At 62.1% G+C, this 15,976-nt stretch carries 13 protein-coding genes; all 13 read left to right on the forward strand.

Annotated features, from left to right (window positions below):
• The first annotated feature begins 3 nt into the window (after positions 1–3).
• The 13 genes from rsmH (at position 4) to ftsZ (ending at position 15,974) form a co-directional block, all read left to right on the forward strand.
• A complete protein-coding gene (rsmH, locus tag IRI77_RS17235; protein WP_194453272.1) occupies positions 4–873 on the forward strand; it encodes a 16S rRNA (cytosine(1402)-N(4))-methyltransferase RsmH in 870 nt (289 codons plus the stop codon).
• Positions 874–907: 34 nt separating this feature from the next.
• Positions 908–1,384 (forward strand): hypothetical protein, encoded by a 477-nt coding sequence (locus IRI77_RS17240; RefSeq protein WP_194453273.1) that lies wholly within the window; start codon positions 908–910, stop codon positions 1,382–1,384.
• 30 nt (positions 1,385–1,414) lie between these two features.
• Positions 1,415–3,529 (forward strand): penicillin-binding protein, encoded by a 2,115-nt coding sequence (locus IRI77_RS17245; protein WP_194453274.1) that lies wholly within the window; start codon positions 1,415–1,417, stop codon positions 3,527–3,529.
• Positions 3,526–5,022, forward strand: coding sequence for a UDP-N-acetylmuramoyl-L-alanyl-D-glutamate--2,6-diaminopimelate ligase (locus IRI77_RS17250; RefSeq protein ID WP_194453275.1), 1,497 nt, complete (start codon positions 3,526–3,528; stop codon positions 5,020–5,022). Before IRI77_RS17245 ends, IRI77_RS17250 begins: the two co-directional genes overlap by 4 nt.
• Positions 5,019–6,338, forward strand: a complete 1,320-nt coding sequence (locus IRI77_RS17255) for a UDP-N-acetylmuramoyl-tripeptide--D-alanyl-D-alanine ligase (RefSeq protein ID WP_194453276.1) — start codon at positions 5,019–5,021, stop codon at positions 6,336–6,338. The genes IRI77_RS17250 and IRI77_RS17255 overlap by 4 nt, the downstream gene beginning before the upstream one ends.
• Before the next feature lie 2 nt (positions 6,339–6,340).
• Positions 6,341–7,474 carry a phospho-N-acetylmuramoyl-pentapeptide-transferase gene (gene mraY, locus IRI77_RS17260; protein ID WP_194453277.1) on the forward strand — a complete coding sequence of 378 codons (1,134 nt, stop codon included), beginning with the start codon at positions 6,341–6,343 and terminating at the stop codon, positions 7,472–7,474.
• A gap of 6 nt (positions 7,475–7,480) precedes the next feature.
• Complete coding sequence (murD, locus tag IRI77_RS17265) at positions 7,481–8,794, forward strand: UDP-N-acetylmuramoyl-L-alanine--D-glutamate ligase (protein ID WP_194453278.1); 1,314 nt, start codon at positions 7,481–7,483, stop codon at positions 8,792–8,794.
• 3 nt (positions 8,795–8,797) lie between these two features.
• The gene (locus IRI77_RS17270; RefSeq protein WP_194453279.1) at positions 8,798–9,949 is read left to right on the forward strand and encodes an FtsW/RodA/SpoVE family cell cycle protein; all 1,152 of its coding nucleotides are present in this window, start codon (positions 8,798–8,800) and stop codon (positions 9,947–9,949) included.
• A gap of 25 nt (positions 9,950–9,974) precedes the next feature.
• A complete protein-coding gene (gene murG / locus IRI77_RS17275) occupies positions 9,975–11,060 on the forward strand; it encodes an undecaprenyldiphospho-muramoylpentapeptide beta-N-acetylglucosaminyltransferase (protein ID WP_194453691.1) in 1,086 nt (361 codons plus the stop codon).
• A gap of 74 nt (positions 11,061–11,134) precedes the next feature.
• Positions 11,135–12,523 carry a UDP-N-acetylmuramate--L-alanine ligase gene (murC, locus tag IRI77_RS17280; RefSeq protein ID WP_194453280.1) on the forward strand — a complete coding sequence of 463 codons (1,389 nt, stop codon included), beginning with the start codon at positions 11,135–11,137 and terminating at the stop codon, positions 12,521–12,523.
• Complete coding sequence (locus IRI77_RS17285; protein ID WP_194453281.1) at positions 12,516–13,409, forward strand: cell division protein FtsQ/DivIB; 894 nt, start codon at positions 12,516–12,518, stop codon at positions 13,407–13,409. The genes murC and IRI77_RS17285 overlap by 8 nt, the downstream gene beginning before the upstream one ends.
• A complete protein-coding gene (gene ftsA / locus IRI77_RS17290) occupies positions 13,410–14,612 on the forward strand; it encodes a cell division protein FtsA (protein WP_194453282.1) in 1,203 nt (400 codons plus the stop codon).
• Positions 14,613–14,621: 9 nt separating this feature from the next.
• Positions 14,622–15,974 carry a cell division protein FtsZ gene (gene ftsZ / locus IRI77_RS17295; protein WP_194453283.1) on the forward strand — a complete coding sequence of 451 codons (1,353 nt, stop codon included), beginning with the start codon at positions 14,622–14,624 and terminating at the stop codon, positions 15,972–15,974.
• Positions 15,975–15,976 lie beyond the last annotated feature (2 nt).

Below are 15,976 nucleotides of genomic sequence, written 5' to 3' on the forward strand. Positions count from 1 at the left end.
GGCATGGGACATTTTCCAGTCATGCTTGGCGAATCGCTGGAGTTCCTGGCGATACGCCCCGAGGGAACCTATGCGGATTTGACATGCGGTTTGGGCGGGCATACCGGGGCGATCGCGCGCCAGTTGACCACCGGCCGGGTGATTTCGCTGGATCGCGACGCGGAGTCGCTGGAGCTGGCGAAACAGAACTGCGAAGACTGCCTGGACAGGATTACCTTCCGGCAGAGCGCATTCTCGCAGTTGACGGAGACGCTCCGCGCAATAGGGATAGAGAAGGTGGATGGAATTCTTGCGGACCTTGGTGTGAGCCGTATGCAGCTGACTTCCCCGCACAGGGGATTCACCTTTATGCAGGCAGCTCCCTTGGATATGCGCATGGACAGGCAGCAGGAAATCACAGCTGCCGACGTGTTGAACCGGACTTCCGAACGAGAACTTGCCCAGCTGTTCATGAGCCTGGGCGAAGAAAGGAGGCACCCGGCAGAGAGAATTGCCAGAGCTCTGGTCCGAGCACGGCCGATCAGGGACACCGGCCAGTTGGCGGATGTCGTTCAATCGGTCGTGCCACGGTCCGGAAAACTGCATCCGGCCACGCGGGTGTTTCAAGCGTTACGGATGGCTGTCAACGACGAACCGGGCGAGTTGGACGCGATGCTGCAGCAGGCGCCTGGGTGTTTGGCGCCAGGCGGGCGTTGGGTAGTGATTGCCTTCCAGTCAATTGATGACCGAAAGGTAAAGACCGTATTTCGGGATCTAGGCCGACAGAGCCGGGCCCGAATCCTGACCAAGCACGTGGTCAGGCCGAGTGATGCAGAGACAAGAAAGAATTCAGCTTCACGGAGTGCTGTCCTCCGGGCGCTGGAAATGAACTAGCTGTTTTTGGTTTAGGAGAGGGAGATTCAATTCCATGACAAGCCTCGCGGCATTGTTTGATTGGCTGGCGGCGGGGAAGGCTATGAGCAGCGCCGCTGCCCGGAGGGGAAACGCAACGGACTTTCGGCTGCGCCGACTGCCGAAAGAAGAGATCCACCTGTACGTAAAGTCGATCGATAACACGACGGTTGTCCGTCTGGTGGACAAAAAGGACTGGTTGGCGAGTGTCGGGATGGCCGGTGGTGTGCTCACCGCAAGCCTGCTGCTGATTGCCATGCTGCTGCCCGGGGGATACACGCTGCTGGCAAGCCACCGAATGGAACAGTTGAAGCACGACCGTGACCGGATGACGAACGAATTGCGCGTGCTGCGCAGCCGCCAGGCGGCGCTCGTCAGCCCCAGCCAACTGGAGCAGTATGCCGGACACAATTTCACGACCCCCGCGGCGGCGGCGGTAATCTTCGCACCTCCATCGAAAGGCGCTGTTGCGTCACTGGGCACCCGCCATTAAGCGGCCTGCCCCCACCCGCACGAGGCAGCTATGGAGAATCCGGTAGGCGACCGCGCGTCCAAACGTGTCATCCTGGTTGGCCGAATTGTGTTCATCTGGGCCGTGTTCATTGTGGGGCGCCTCGGCTACCTGCAGGTCCTGAAGCACGACGAGTTCGTCAGAGCGGCCAAAGCCCAACACCAGCATAGGATCCAGATCCCGGCGGATCGAGGCGAGATCCTCGACCGTACGGGCATTCCCCTGGCCATCAGCGTCAGGACGGAATCGGTAGTGGTCAACCCGCAGCGGGTGGCCGATCCTCAGTTTTTCAGCGCGATCGTAGCCCCGGCCCTGAACCTGAACTCCACGGAATTGGCGAATAAGATTGCGGAATACCAGGACAGAGGCGCGAAGAAGGCCCGTGGACGCGGGTTCCTCGTCATCAAACGGCATTTGACGGAAGACGAGAAGTACCGACTGCAGCCGTTGCGCCGCACGCTGCCCATCGAGATTCTGCCGGACCACCAGCGGGAATACCCCAACGGCCTCACCGGCGCCCATGTGATCGGAAGTTTGGATTCGGAAGGCAACGGCAACGCCGGCCTGGAGCAGAAACTGAACAACGAGATGCAGGGCAAGCCCGGCAAGATGATGGTGCTGACCGGCTCGCGCCAGGACAGCTATGTCAGCTGGGTGAGTGAAGAGAGCGTCCAGGGGACGAACTTGACCCTCTCCATCGACCGCGTCATCCAGCACGATGCCGAGGAGTTCCTGGCCGAAGGCGTCAAAGAGGCGGCGGCGTCCAGCGGAACGGTCATCGTGATGGATCCTCAAACCGGTGAAGTGCTGGCACTGGCCAACTACCCGACATTTGACCCCAGGCACGAGCAGCCCACGCCGGAGGAAGCCGAGGCGCGCCACAAGAACATCGCCGTACAGATCCCCTGTGAGCCCGGCAGCGTGATGAAGATGATCACGGTCACCATGGGCATCGATTCGGGGCGGTTCACGCCGTCATCGGGCATCTTCTGTGAGAACGGTTCGTTCGCACGCCCGGGGCGCCGGGCGATTCACGACTTGCACCGCATGGGCAACATGGACGTGGCTGGGATTCTGATCAAGAGCTCGAACATCGGTGTCGCCAAGATCTCAATCGCCTCCGGCCCAAAGACGCTCTACGACTATCTGAAGCGCTTCGGAATCGGGGAAAAGACCGGCATCGAACTCCCGGCGGAATCGCGCGGCCTGCTGCGCCATCTGGAGTGCAAAGACTCGAAGGACCGCTGGTGCTGGTCACCGGCTTCCCACGAGTACATTGCATTTGGACACGAAGTAGGCGCCACGGCAATCCAGCTTGCGCGCGCGGTTTCCGTCATTGCCAACGGCGGCTTGCTGGTGAATCCGCACATTGTCCTGAAGAAGTCGCGACCGACCGATGATGGCCATATCCAGAACGTCCCGATTGAGTTCAAGAACCCGATTCGTGTGATTCGCCCTGAGACGGCCTTCACAATCCGCCGCATCATGGAGAGCGTCGTGGAAGAAGGCACTGGCCGGCGCGCAGCAATCCCCGGCTACTCGTCGGGCGGCAAGACGGGCTCGGCCGAGATCTTCGAGAATGGCGCCTGGCAGAACCGCCACAACTCATCGTTCATTGGATTCGCACCTGTCACGAATCCCAGGGTGGTCGTAGTTGTCACCTTGAACCGGACGCCGAAACAGGGCGGCATCGCGGCCGCGCCAATCTTCTCGAAGGTGACGGAAACCGCACTGCGAGTGCTCCAGGTCCCCAAGGACCGCCCCGAATCCGATATTCAGCCCAAGCCCCTGACCCCGGCGGAAACAGACGAATTGCCTGAGAACCGCGTGGCCAAGGCCGAGGCGCTCAAGAAGGAAAAGGAGAAGGAGAAGGAAGAGCTGGAGAAGAAGAAGCTCCAGGCTGCTGACCAGGAACCCGAAGCCAAGCCGTTCTCCCCCTTGCTGGTGGGCCCCAAGGTCCCAGATTTTCGCGGTATGGCAGTGGTTGCGGTCCTACGGCAATCAGCAACGCTCGGACTGCCGGTGGAGATTGTAGGCCGGGGCAAGGCCCGAGTCCAGAAGCCGGCACCCGGGACGATTTTGTCCAGCGGTGAACGCATCCAGGTTGAATTCTCGGCCGCGCAATGAAGCTATCTGACCTCATCTCTGGTGTTCCGCTTGGCGCCGCCCTCGCACTCGAAGCCTACGGGCTTGACGTTGCCGGGCTGGAGTACGACTCCCGCCGGGTGAAGCCCGGCTACCTCTTCTTCGCCTTTCCCGGCGCCAAGGCAGACGGCCGTGCGTTCGCAGCGCAAGCGCTGCTGGCAGGAGCATTGGGGGTTGTTTCGGAACTGGCGAAGCCGGACGATTTCGACGGGCTCTGGATCCAAGTCCAACACGGCCGAGCCGCCCTGGCGGCGATGAGCCGGCGCTTCTATGGCGCTCCGGACGAGAGCCTCGCGCTGGTTGGAGTGACGGGCACGAATGGCAAGACAACGACGGTCTACTGCGTTGATGCCATGCTGCGACACGCAGGCCGGACAACAGGAATGGTTGGGACCATCCTGTACCGGGTTGCAGGGGAAGAGCGGCCCGCCGTTAATACAACACCTGATTCGCTCGATCTGATGCGCCTCATGGACGAGGTAAGACGGGCCGGCGGCACCAACTTCACTTTCGAGGTTTCGTCCCACGCACTGGCCCTCCGGCGCGTCGCCGGCCTGACATTCCACACGGTTCTGTTCACCAACCTGACCCGGGACCACCTGGACTTCCACGGCACGATGGAAGAGTACTTCGCGGCGAAGGTACTACTGTTCCAGGGCAGCGGTGGCCCGGCTCCCAAATTCGCGGTCATCAACGCGGACGACTCCTGGGGCAAGCAAATCCCCCTGCAGCCGGAGACCAAGCGGCTGACCTATGGCCTCAAGAACAATGCCGATGTGAAGGCCGAGAACATTGACGCGGGCTTCCACGGTCTGCGGTTCGACGTGCGCTTTCCCGGTGGCCGGCAGCATATCGCGTCCAAGCTTTGCGGGCTGATCAACGTCTACAACCTGCTGGGCGCATTTGCCGTGGGGCTGAGCCTGGGCCTGACGGCGCAGCAGATCGCCGAGGGCCTGGAGTCCTGCACGGCGGTGCCCGGACGATTTGAGCGCGTGGATGCCGGGCAGCCGTTCCTGGTCGTAGTGGACTACGCCCACACCGACGATGCCCTGCGAAACACTATCGCCACCGCGCGGGCGCTGAATCCCAAGCGCGTAATCACGCTGTTCGGCTGCGGCGGCGACAGGGACCGGGCCAAGCGTCCACTGATGGGCCAGGCCGCGGCTGAGATGAGCGACTATGTGGTGGTCACAAGCGACAACCCGCGGAGCGAGGATCCTCTCAGCATCATCAACGACGCCCTGGTCGGCGTACGGCGCTTTGACACCAAACACGTCGTGGAACCCGACCGCGAGAAAGCGATCCGGCTGGCCATTTCCGAGGCCCGCCCGGGTGATATTGTCCTGCTGGCCGGCAAGGGACACGAAACCTACCAGGTGCTGCGCGACCGGACGATCGATTTTGACGACCGCGTGGCAGCCCGCCGGGTGTTGGAAGGCTTTGGGTATGTACCGAAGAGCGAGGCGCGCGCATGAACCTCCTCGTCGCCGGCGCACACTGTACTTCCGTCAGTACCGATACTCGCGCGATTGAGCCTGGAGCCCTGTTTGTTGCCCTCCAAGGCCCCAATCACGACGGCCACGATCACGTTTTGACCGCTTTCGAACGCGGCGCCGCGGCAGCCGTGGTAGAGCGCTTCATTGAGGGCGGCGGACCGCAGCTAGTTGTTTCCGACTCGTTGGCCTGGCTTCAACAGACGGCCGCAACGGAGCGCGAACGCTGGGGTGGCGTGGTGGTGGCGATCACCGGCAGCGCAGGGAAGACGACCACGAAGGACGCGACGGCCGCAGTGGTGTCCACCCTGTACCGCGTAGGCAAGACGGCGGGCAATTACAACAACCACATCGGGTTGCCGCTCTCCATCCTGAATCTCGCCGGCGATACAGAAGTCGCCGTGCTGGAGATCGGCATGAACCACGCGGGCGAGATCGCGGAACTGGCCCGCATCGCCAAGCCGGATATCGCGGTGGTGATCAATGTGGGCTCCGCTCACATCGAGAATTTGGGTTCGATTGAGCAGATTGCGCTGGCCAAGCGCGAGCTTATTGAGAGTCTCGGCCCGGATGGCATTGCCGTGTTGAATGGCGATGACGAGCGCGTGCGCGCTTTCGCCGCACAGCACCCCGGCCGGACGATCTTCTACGGCACCAGTGAGTTTTCTTCCATCGAGGCAGCCCACGTCCGGGCCTCAAACCTTGAGTTCCTCCCTGAGGGCTCGAAGTTTGATGTCGCGGACGTGGGCTCATTTTTTTGTCCCCTGCCTGCACGCGGCGGCCTGATGGCTGCGCTGGCGGCATTGGCTGCGGCAAAAGCACTCAAGATGGATCTGACCGGATTGAAGGATGCCATCGCCTCGCTGCAGGCTCCGAAGATGCGCCTGGCGCGCATCGAGAGCCGCGGCATGGTGATCTGGGACGACTGTTATAACTCGAATCCAGAGGCCGCCAAAATGATGCTGGACCTGCTGGCCGATACTCCGGCCAAACGGCGCATCGCGGTTCTGGGCGAGATGCTGGAGCTTGGACGCTGGTCCGAGGACCTGCACCGGGAAGTTGGTACGTACGCGGCCCGGCGCGGGATTTCTGTGCTTGTAGGGATTCGCGGCGCCGCAAGGCATCTGGTCGACGCAGGACTTGACGCCGGGTTAGCGCCCGGCGCCGCGCATTTTTTCCCGGAGCCCTCGGCAGCGGGCCGTTTCGTCAAGACGCTGGCGGAGAGCGGTGATGCTCTCTTGTTCAAAGGCTCACGCGGCACCCGCGTCGAGCTGGCGTTACAGGAGTTTCTCAACTAAAAATGCTGTACTGGCTGCTGTACGAGCAACTGTTTCCGCAGTTCACGCCGTTTCGCATCTTCGGATACGTGACGTTTCGTACACTTGCGGCCAGCATTACGGCCCTGCTGCTCTCGATTCTGCTTGGGCCATGGTTCATCCGGCGCCTGCAGTCGCTTCAGATCGGCCAGCACATTCGGGAAGAGGGGCCTGAGAGCCATCAGAAGAAGGCAGGCACTCCGACCATGGGCGGGCTGCTGATTCTGACCTCGGTCATCATCCCAACCTTACTTTTCACGAATCTGCGAAACCCATACGTGTGGGTGGCTTTGTTCGGATTGGTCAGCTACGGGATCATCGGTTTCCTCGACGACTACGCAAAGGTGAAAAAGGCCCGCAACCTGGGATTAACGGCAAGGCAGAAGCTGCTGCTGCAGATTCTCATGATGGTCTGCCTTGGGGTCTGGCTGCTGGTCCTGCATTCCAAGGGGCTGTACGACACAGCCATGAACGTGCCGTTTCTCAAGAACGTGAAGCCCAATCTGCTGATTCCAGGGCTGCTGGGCAATCCCTGGACCTATCCGCTGGCGTTCATCTTCTTCTTCGGCTTCCTATTCTTCGTCATTGTGGGCTCGTCGAACGCCGTGAACCTCACGGATGGGCTGGACGGGCTGGCGGCGGGCCTGATGATTGTAGCCAGCGGGGCAATGACAATCCTGAGCTATGTCAGCGGCCATGCTCAGTTCGCGCACTATCTCGGCCTGACACGGCTTTCGGGCACGGCCGAGTTGACTATCTTCTGCGCTTCTCTGACAGGTGCGTCGCTCGGCTTCCTTTGGTACAACGCTCATCCAGCGGAAGTATTCATGGGGGACGTCGGCTCCCTTGCCCTGGGCGGCAGCCTGGGCATCGTTTCGGTGCTGATCAAGCAGGAGATTCTCCTGATCTTCATCGGCGGTGTGTATGTCATTGAGTTGTTGAGCGTGGTCATCCAGGTAGTGAGCTTCAAGACCAGAGGGAAGCGAGTGTTCCTGATGGCACCGATCCATCACCATTTTGAGAAGAAGGGTTGGGACGAAACGAAGGTGGTCGTCCGTTTCTGGATCGCCGGGCTCGTGATGGCCTTGTTCGCACTCACGACACTGAAACTGCGGTAAGGAATCATGAACATTGAAGGAGCTCGCGTAACAGTCTTCGGCATGGGCAAGTCCGGTCTGGCGACGATCGGATTACTGCACGCCCACGGAGCCGTGGTGCGGGCATCAGATGTGAAGGCTCCGGCGGACCTGCCGGACCTCGGAGTGGAGTTTGTCCCCCAGGGACCCGAAGCCCTCGCCGGCTGCGATCTGGCCGTGCTCTCTCCGGGTGTAACGCCCAATCGTCCGCTATTTGAAGAAGCAGCAGCTCGTGGCGTCAAGGTGGTTGGCGACGTCGAGGCGGCATCCTGGTTTCTGCGCGGCCCGATCATCGGCATCACCGGCGCCAATGGCAAGACTACGACTACGGCGCTGGTCGGACATCTCCTCGAAACGGCCGGTATTCCCTGCCAGGTAGGCGGCAACATCGGCACCCCGCTGGCGTCCATGGTGAACGATTCCAGCGACGGAAAGTGGAACGTCCTGGAACTCTCCAGCTTCCAGTTGGAGACGACGGACACGCTGCATGTGAAGATCGCCGCTGCATTGAACGTGACGCCGGACCACCTGGACCGGCACGGGTCCTTTGAGAACTACGCCGCGGCCAAGGCACGGATCTTCCGCAATCAAACCGGCTCTGATTTCGCCGTCCTCAATGCGGAGAACGAACCCACCGTAGCCTACGCGAAGCTGACGGCGGCTCAGGTTCGCTGGTTCCACGCGGGTGGGGCCGTGAAGCCAGGCTTCTATCGCGAGGGTGACCAGTTGACGGCTGACGGAGTTCCCTTCATGGCGGTCTCTGAAGTGAAGCTGCGTGGACGCCACAACCTCGAAAACGTTCTGGCCGGCGCGTGCGCGGCCCATCTGGCAGGAGCACCACTGGCCTCGATCCGCGAAGGGGTCATGACGTTTCCAGGTGTCGAACACCGGATTGAGTATGTCCGGACCGTCAACGGCGCCGCCTATTTCAACGACTCCAAGGCGACCAATGTGGATGCCACGGTGAAGGCGCTGGAATCGTTCGACCACGGCCTGTGGGTCATTCTCGGCGGCAAAGACAAGAACAGCGACTACACTACGCTACGCGACCTCCTACACAACCGGGCAAAGGCAGCGCTCTTGATTGGGGCCGCGGCTGAGAAAATCGCGGCACACCTGGGCGATGCGGTACGTCTGGAGCGCTGTGGGGATCTTGCCCATGCCGTGGCGCTCGCACATCGGGAAGCCCAACCGGGCGACACAGTTTTACTGGCGCCGGCCTGTGCCAGCTTTGATCAGTTTTCTGGCTATGAAGAACGAGGCAGAGTCTTCAAACACTTAGTAAAAGAGTTGGAGAACTAGACGATGTCCACCTGCATCCGAACCGATTGGAAGTTGTTTGGCGCAACGATGCTGATTCTGCTGTTCGGCCTCATGATGGTCTACAGTGCATCTTCGGTAGTGGCCGAGGTGAACTACAACAAGCAGACCTGGGAGTTTGCGGCACGGCAACTGGTGGCCGCGCTCATCGGCGTGTCGGCCATGCTGGTGTTGAAGCGGATGGATTACCGGAAACTGCAGCACCCTCTCTGGATCCTGATTCCCCTGGGCATCACCATCATGCTGCTGGTTGGAGTAATTGTCGCCGATCCGAGGGCGCACCGCTGGTACAGGCTTCCCGGGCTGGGCCAGTTCCAGCCAAGTGAGATCGCGAAGCCGGTGCTGATCCTGTTTCTCGCCTGGTTTGTCTCGCGTCAAGGCGACATCATCAATAGCCGCTACACGATCATCCCAACGGCTCTCGTAGTCGGCGGGCTGACACTTCTGATCGGCTACGGCGACCTAGGCACAGCGGCCATCATCCTGGCGCCGGCTGTGATCATCTTCTACGTAGCCGGCATCGAGCGCCGCTACTTCTACCTCACACTTTGCCTTGTGGCCCTGCTGGGCGTCGGCTTCATCATCCAGAAGCCTTACCGGCTGATTCGCGTGACCTCCTTCTTCGGCCTGACGGAAGAGGTGATCAACACCAATCCGCGTTACCACTGGCTGGCGGTAAGGCTGGCCTCCACGAAGGCGGCTCGCGATGCGGATCACCAGCCCCGGCAGTCCAAGCTTGCGGTCGGCAGCGGCGGTCTGACCGGAGTAGGGCTGGGTCAATCGAATCAGAAGCTCGGCTTCCTTCCCGAAGCGCACACTGACTTCATCTTTGGTGTAGTGGGCGAGGAAACGGGGCTGGTGGGCTGCCTGTTGCTCTTATCCGGTTACCTATACGTCTTCTGGCGCGGCCTGCGTCTTTTCTGGCTCACACCGGATCCCTTCGGGCGCTACATCGCCCTCGGTTGTGTGTCGGTGTTGACGGTGCAGGCCCTGTGCAACATGAGTGTGGTCCTGGACATGGCGCCGACAAAGGGCATCCCGCTGCCGTTGATCAGTTACGGCGGCACGGCGCTGATCTGCACGCTGGCCACCATCGGCCTGTTGATGAGCGTGGGCGACCGAGCGACGGCGGAATAGGGAGGATTCGAACCTGCTGTTCGTGATGACAGGCGGAGGTACGGGCGGCCACGTGATTCCAGCCGTGGCAGTAGCGTCCGAACTGCGCCGCCTGGGCCACGACGCGATGTTTATCGGGACGAGGCGTGGCCTGGAAGCGACAATTGTGCCGCGGGCGGGCTTCGACATTGAGTGGATCGAGATCGGCGGCCTGCAGCGTGTCGGCGTTTGGCAGACGCTTAAGACCATCGCGCAACTGCCGCTCAGCATCTGGAAGAGCTGGCGGATTCTAAAATCGCGCCGCGCGGCAGCGGTCTTCTCGATGGGCGGCTATGTGGCCGCACCGGTCATGCTCGCGGCAAGCCTGAGTGGGACGCCAGTGGTCGTGATGGAGCCGAATGCCATGCCGGGCCTGGTCTCGCGCAAGCTGGCCGGCACCGTGCACCGGGCGTTGATCGGCTTCGAGGAATCGAAGAAGTACTTCCCCCAGGGGCGGACGGAAATCACGGGCCTGCCAGTGCGGCAGGAGTTCTTCGACATCCAGCCACGCGAACCGGGCGAGGTCTTCAGCGTATTGGTGACAGGCGGCAGCCGCGGATCCCGCGCGCTGAACCGAGCAGCGAGGGAGAGCTGGCCTCTGTTTCGGAACAGCGGCCGCAGGGTGCGATTCGTGTTGCAGTGCGGCGCGGACGAGCACCACGCACTCGCCAAAGAGTTCAATGAATATGGCTTGGAGGGCGAGGTGATCCCCTTCATTCACGACATGGCGGCAGCGTACTCCGCGGCCGACCTGGTAGTCAGCCGCTCAGGAGCAGGCGCTGTGAATGAATTGACTGCGGCTGGCAGGCCGGCGGTGCTGGTTCCCTTCCCTGCCGCGGCCGACGACCACCAGAGGCACAACGCAGAAGCGTTGGAACGGGCCTGCGCCGCTCGTGTGGTGCTTGAGAATGCGTGGACAGGCAAGTGCCTGTTCGAAACGGTAATCGGGCTGATGGATCATCCCGAGGATCTGTCGGCGCTGTCGCGGGCTGCCCGCGGGCTTCGACGGCCGGGCGCGGCATTGCGGGCCGCGGAAGTCTTGGTGGAAGCCGGCCGCAAACGGCAAAAGGACGGGGAAAGCCACTCAAATTAGTGGTTCCGGCGGCTAACCGCCGGCTCTCCGCGCATTGACACAGCGCGGGAGGCCCGAAACAATAGGGTATCCGGATGTTTTCTGAATCTCAGCCCCTGCATTTTGCGGGTATCGGCGGCATCGGCATGAGCGGGCTGGCCGAGATCTATCACGCCCGCGGGTGCACAGTCACCGGGTCGGACGTGAAGCTCTCCGCCATCACAGCGCGGCTGGAGCGGCTGGGGATTCGTGTGTGTGAAGGGCATGCGGCGGCGAACCTGCCCAGCAACACAGCGGCCCTGATCGTGACGTCCGCCCTGCGCCCGGACAATCCCGAGATGGTGGAAGCACGCAGGCGCGGCCTGCCCGTGGTATTGCGCGGAGAATTGCTGGCGGACCTGATGTCGGGCCGCAAGGGCGTGGCCGTCGGCGGGAGCCACGGCAAGACGACCACCACGTCGATGCTGGCCTGCATTGCCCTGGAAGCGGGGGTCGATCCCACGGTATTCATCGGAACACTCGTCCCCTTCCTCGACGGCTCCAATGTCCGCCTCGGCGGCGATCTCATGATCACCGAGTGTGATGAGAGTGACGGATCGTTTCTGGAACTGGCACCGGCCTACAGCATCGTCACCAACATCGACAGGGAGCATCTCGACCACTACGGCACGTTTGAGAATGCCAAACAGGCGTTCGTCCGGTTCGCCAACCGGGTTTCGTTCCGGGGCGCGGCGATCCTGTGCGTGGACGACCCCGAAGTACGCAGCGTGCTGCCGGCGATCCGGCGCAGGGTCGTTACGTATGGCATATCTTCCGACGCGCATCTCAGGCTATCAGAGGTGATCACCGGCACGGCCGGCAGCCACTTCCACCTCACAGTCGGCGGCGAAGCCCTCGGTACATTCGAGTTGAACGTCCTTGGCCGCCACAATGTACTCAATGCCACAGCGGCCATCGCCGCGGCATTGGAACTGGGCATTCCGCTGGAACAGATTCGAGCCGGCCTGGCGGCCTACCGGGGCACCGGACGGCGCATGGAGCTCAAAGGCACCGAGCGCGGCATTACTGTGATGGATGACTATGGCCACCATCCCACCGAAGTGCGGGCCACGCTGGCAGCCTTGCGGCTCACACAGCCGGGCCGCTTAGTCGTCTTGTTCCAGCCGCACCGGTACACGCGCACCAAGGCGTTGATGCCCGAGTTCGCTTCGGCTTTCGGCGATGCGGACGTGGTGCGGATCGTTGAGCTGTACGAGGCGAGCGAGTCGCCGATCGAGGGCGTGAATTCGGAGGCGCTGGCGAAAGCAGTACGGCAGCAGGGCCATCCGGATTGCCGGTTCGCAGGCTCGTTGGCGCAGTCTGTGGAGGCGATCGCAGGCGAGTTGAGAGCAGGTGATCTCGTGTTGACATTGGGCGCGGGCAGCGTCACACAGGCAGGGCCAATGCTCCTGGCCAAGCTGAGAAAGGAATCTTCCGATGGCTAGACGGAAGAAACAGGAAGAAGAGATTGAGGAGCAGAAGCCTGCTTCCGAACGCAACGTCGTCTCGCGAGATACGATTCGTACCGCCCTGCGGTTTACGTTTTGGACCTTGTCGCTGGTCGTCAGCGTCTTTGCTGTCGCGTGGATTACCTTGCAGGGGGAGCAGTTCCTCACCAACGACCCGCGTTTCCACCTTCCAGCGCGCGGCGCCAGCGCCCGCGATGAAGGCGTGGAAGTGCGCGGATTGAAAAATGCATCCAAGAGCGCCGTCATGCGTGTCTTTGAAAACGACCGGGGCCGCAGTCTGGCCGACGTCGACCCGGATCGCCGCCGGATGCAGTTGCGGGCAGTGGACTGGGTGCGGGACGCCAGCGTGCGCCGCATCTGGCCGAACCACCTCGATGTGGAAGTGACCGAACGGGAACCGGTGGCCTTCGTGCAGGTCGCCTCCGGATTCACCGGCAATTTCGAAAATCCGGTCACCTACAAGCCCATGCTGATCGATGCCGACGGCGTCATCCTGCGCCTGCGCGGCAGCGTCCCCGCCAATCTGCCGCTGTTGACGGGCGTGCGCGTTAGCGAGGACGTGGAAGTGCGCCGGGCGCGGGTATTGCGGATGATGCGCATGCTGGATGAGCTTCGCGACTTCCGCGACCGCATCCCGGAGATCGACGTGAGCGACCCGGAGAGCATCCGCATCACCTACCAGATGCAGGACCAGCAGGTGATCCTGATTCTCGGCAACGAGCGGTTCCTGGAACGGCTGAACATCTTTATCCGCCACTATGACGGGATTCGCGACCGCTTGCCCCCCAGGGCAATTCTCGATGTGAGCCTGGAAGGCCGCATCACGGCGATCGAACCCGCGGACGGGGCCCACAAGAAATAAGTGTCAAAGAAACCACAACTCGCCGTCGGACTCGACATTGGCAGCGCCTGGACGCGCGTCGTCGTGCTGTCTCTCGTCGACAATTGCCTGCACTACCGCGGGCATTCGGCGGTCATTTCGCGCGGCTGGCATCGCGGCCAGATTGCCGATCAGTCGGCCGTAGCGGAAACAGTTCGGCAGGCGGTGCAGCAGGCCGAACTCAGTTCCGGAGAGCAGATCGGCTCCGTCGTGGTGGGCGTCGGCGGCCCGTCGACCCGCTCGCAGCAGGGCCGCGGGTTGTACGAATTCGGCCACCGCAGGCCAATTGAAAGAGGAGATCTCGTTTACGCCGTGGAACTGGCGGCCCGGGCGCGTCTCGACGAGGACCGCTTCCTGTTGCAGGTGATGCCGCAGGACTTCACCGTGGACGGACGACCGCCCATCCCCCATCCGCTCAACATTGAGTGCCAACGGCTGGAAGCCCACGCGTTGCTGATCACCACCTCGATGCAGGAACACCAGGCACTGATCAGTGCTGTGCATCAGGCGCATCTGCGGGTGGAAGAGACTGTATTCGAGGCAATGGCGGCCTCCTACGCCAGCATCCTGCCCGAAGAGCGCGCGGGCGGGGTTGCCCTGGTGGATATCGGGGCCCACTCCACACACATCGTGTACTATGATGGCGATGCCCTGCTGTACGCGATGGGCATTCCGATCTCGGGCGATCATTTCACACGCGACCTGGGCGAACTCAAGGCCCTATCGTTTGATGAGGCGGAGCGGGTGAAGTTCGCGCACGGCTGTGCCCTGCTAGGGCTGACGGCGGATAATATTGTCATAGAGCTGCCCGCCGAAACGGGCCGTCCTGGCCGGGAGATCAATCGCCGCGACCTGATCGAGATTCTGGAAGCGCGTGCCGTCCAGTTGTTCGATATCGTGGAACGTTGCCGCATACGCTATGCGCGGGAAACGCCGCTGCGCGAAGGGGTTGTCCTTTGCGGAGGCGGATCGCAGTTGGAAGGAATGGTAGAGGTGACCGAAAAGGTTCTGGGGTGCCCGGCGCGACTGGGATTCCCCCGGGGCATCATCGACTGGCCCGAAGATTTGTCCAGTTCAGTCTGGACTACTTCGGCCGGATTGGCCATGTACTCCGCCCGTTTGCAGACCCGCAAAGACAAAAAAGGCGGCGGGCCGAGCATCTGGAGCCTGTTTACGGGAAAATGAAAGGAACTCATGCCTGACCTCGACGCTTTAAAATTCGAAATCCAAGACGAGACGCTCGGCGGCACGCGCATCAAAGTGGTCGGCGTGGGCGGCGGCGGGTCCAATGCCGTGAACCGTATGGTGGCCTCAGGTGTGGGCGGCGTCGAGTTCTTTGTCATGAACACAGACGCGCAGGCACTGCGTACATCCAAGATCGTCAACAAGATAGCGCTCGGCACACGCATCACCCACGGCCTGGGCGCGGGCTCCGATCCCGAGATCGGCCGTCAGGCTGCTCTGGAAGATACCGACAGAATCATCGAGGTTCTCGAAGGCGCCGACATGGTTTTTGTGGCGGCCGGACTGGGCGGCGGCACCGGCACCGGGGCGGCTCCTGTCATCGCAGCGCTCGCTAAAGAGTTGAATGCATTGACGATCGCCGTCGTCACCAAGCCGTTCAGTTTTGAAGGTCCACGGCGCATGAACCAGGCCGAACGCGGCCTGGCGGAACTCCACGCGACTGTCGACTGCGTCATCTCGATCCCCAACGACCGGCTGGTGGACCTTGTCCCGGCGGGAACCAGCTTCTTCGAAGCCTTCCGCATGGCCGACGACGTACTCCGCCAGGGCGTTCAGGGCATCAGCGATATCATCACGACACCCGGCCTGATCAACCGCGACTTTGCCGACGTCCGGGCCATCATGCTGGGCATGGGCTTTGCCATGATGGGCACGGCCTCGGCCAAAGGCCCGAACGCGGCCGTCGAAGCCGCCAAAGCCGCCATCCAGTGCCCGCTGCTGGAAGAGGGCGGACTCAAGGGCGCCCGCGCCATCCTGCTCAACATCACGTCTTCCGGCAACCTGTCGCTGCACGAGATGCACGACGCCTGCAAACTCATCCGGGAGGCCACCGGCAACCCAGACGTCCAGATTAACTTCGGGCTGGTTCCTGACGACACCCTGGATGATGAAGTGAAGATCACGGTGATCGCCACCGGCTTCCAGCGCGAGAATATGCAGCACGTGGAACCGCCGCATGTGTCCGCGGTCCGCAGCGGTGCCCCCAAGGTGCTCACCCCCGCGGCAGTGCCCAGCAGCACCCTGATGCCGGTCACGCAGCAGCCGTTCCCTTCCATGCAGTTCCCGCCCGGGACTGAGCCGATGTTCACTTCGGTGGAAATGCCGGGCCAGGAACAGTATTCCGACGTGACGCTCGATGTGGAAGCCGAGCCAGAGACCGAGGCGCAGCCTCAGGCCGCTGAAGCGGAACTGCCGCCCCAGTTGCCTCCGAAGCCGGCTCCGCAGGGCGACGACGACGCGTTTTCCCTGGATGATCTCGACACCCCCGCGTTCCTGAGGCGGGAGCGGAAGCTGTTCCAATAATG

The organism is Paludibaculum fermentans (assembly GCF_015277775.1).
GTDB classification, from domain to species: domain Bacteria; phylum Acidobacteriota; class Terriglobia; order Bryobacterales; family Bryobacteraceae; genus Paludibaculum; species Paludibaculum fermentans.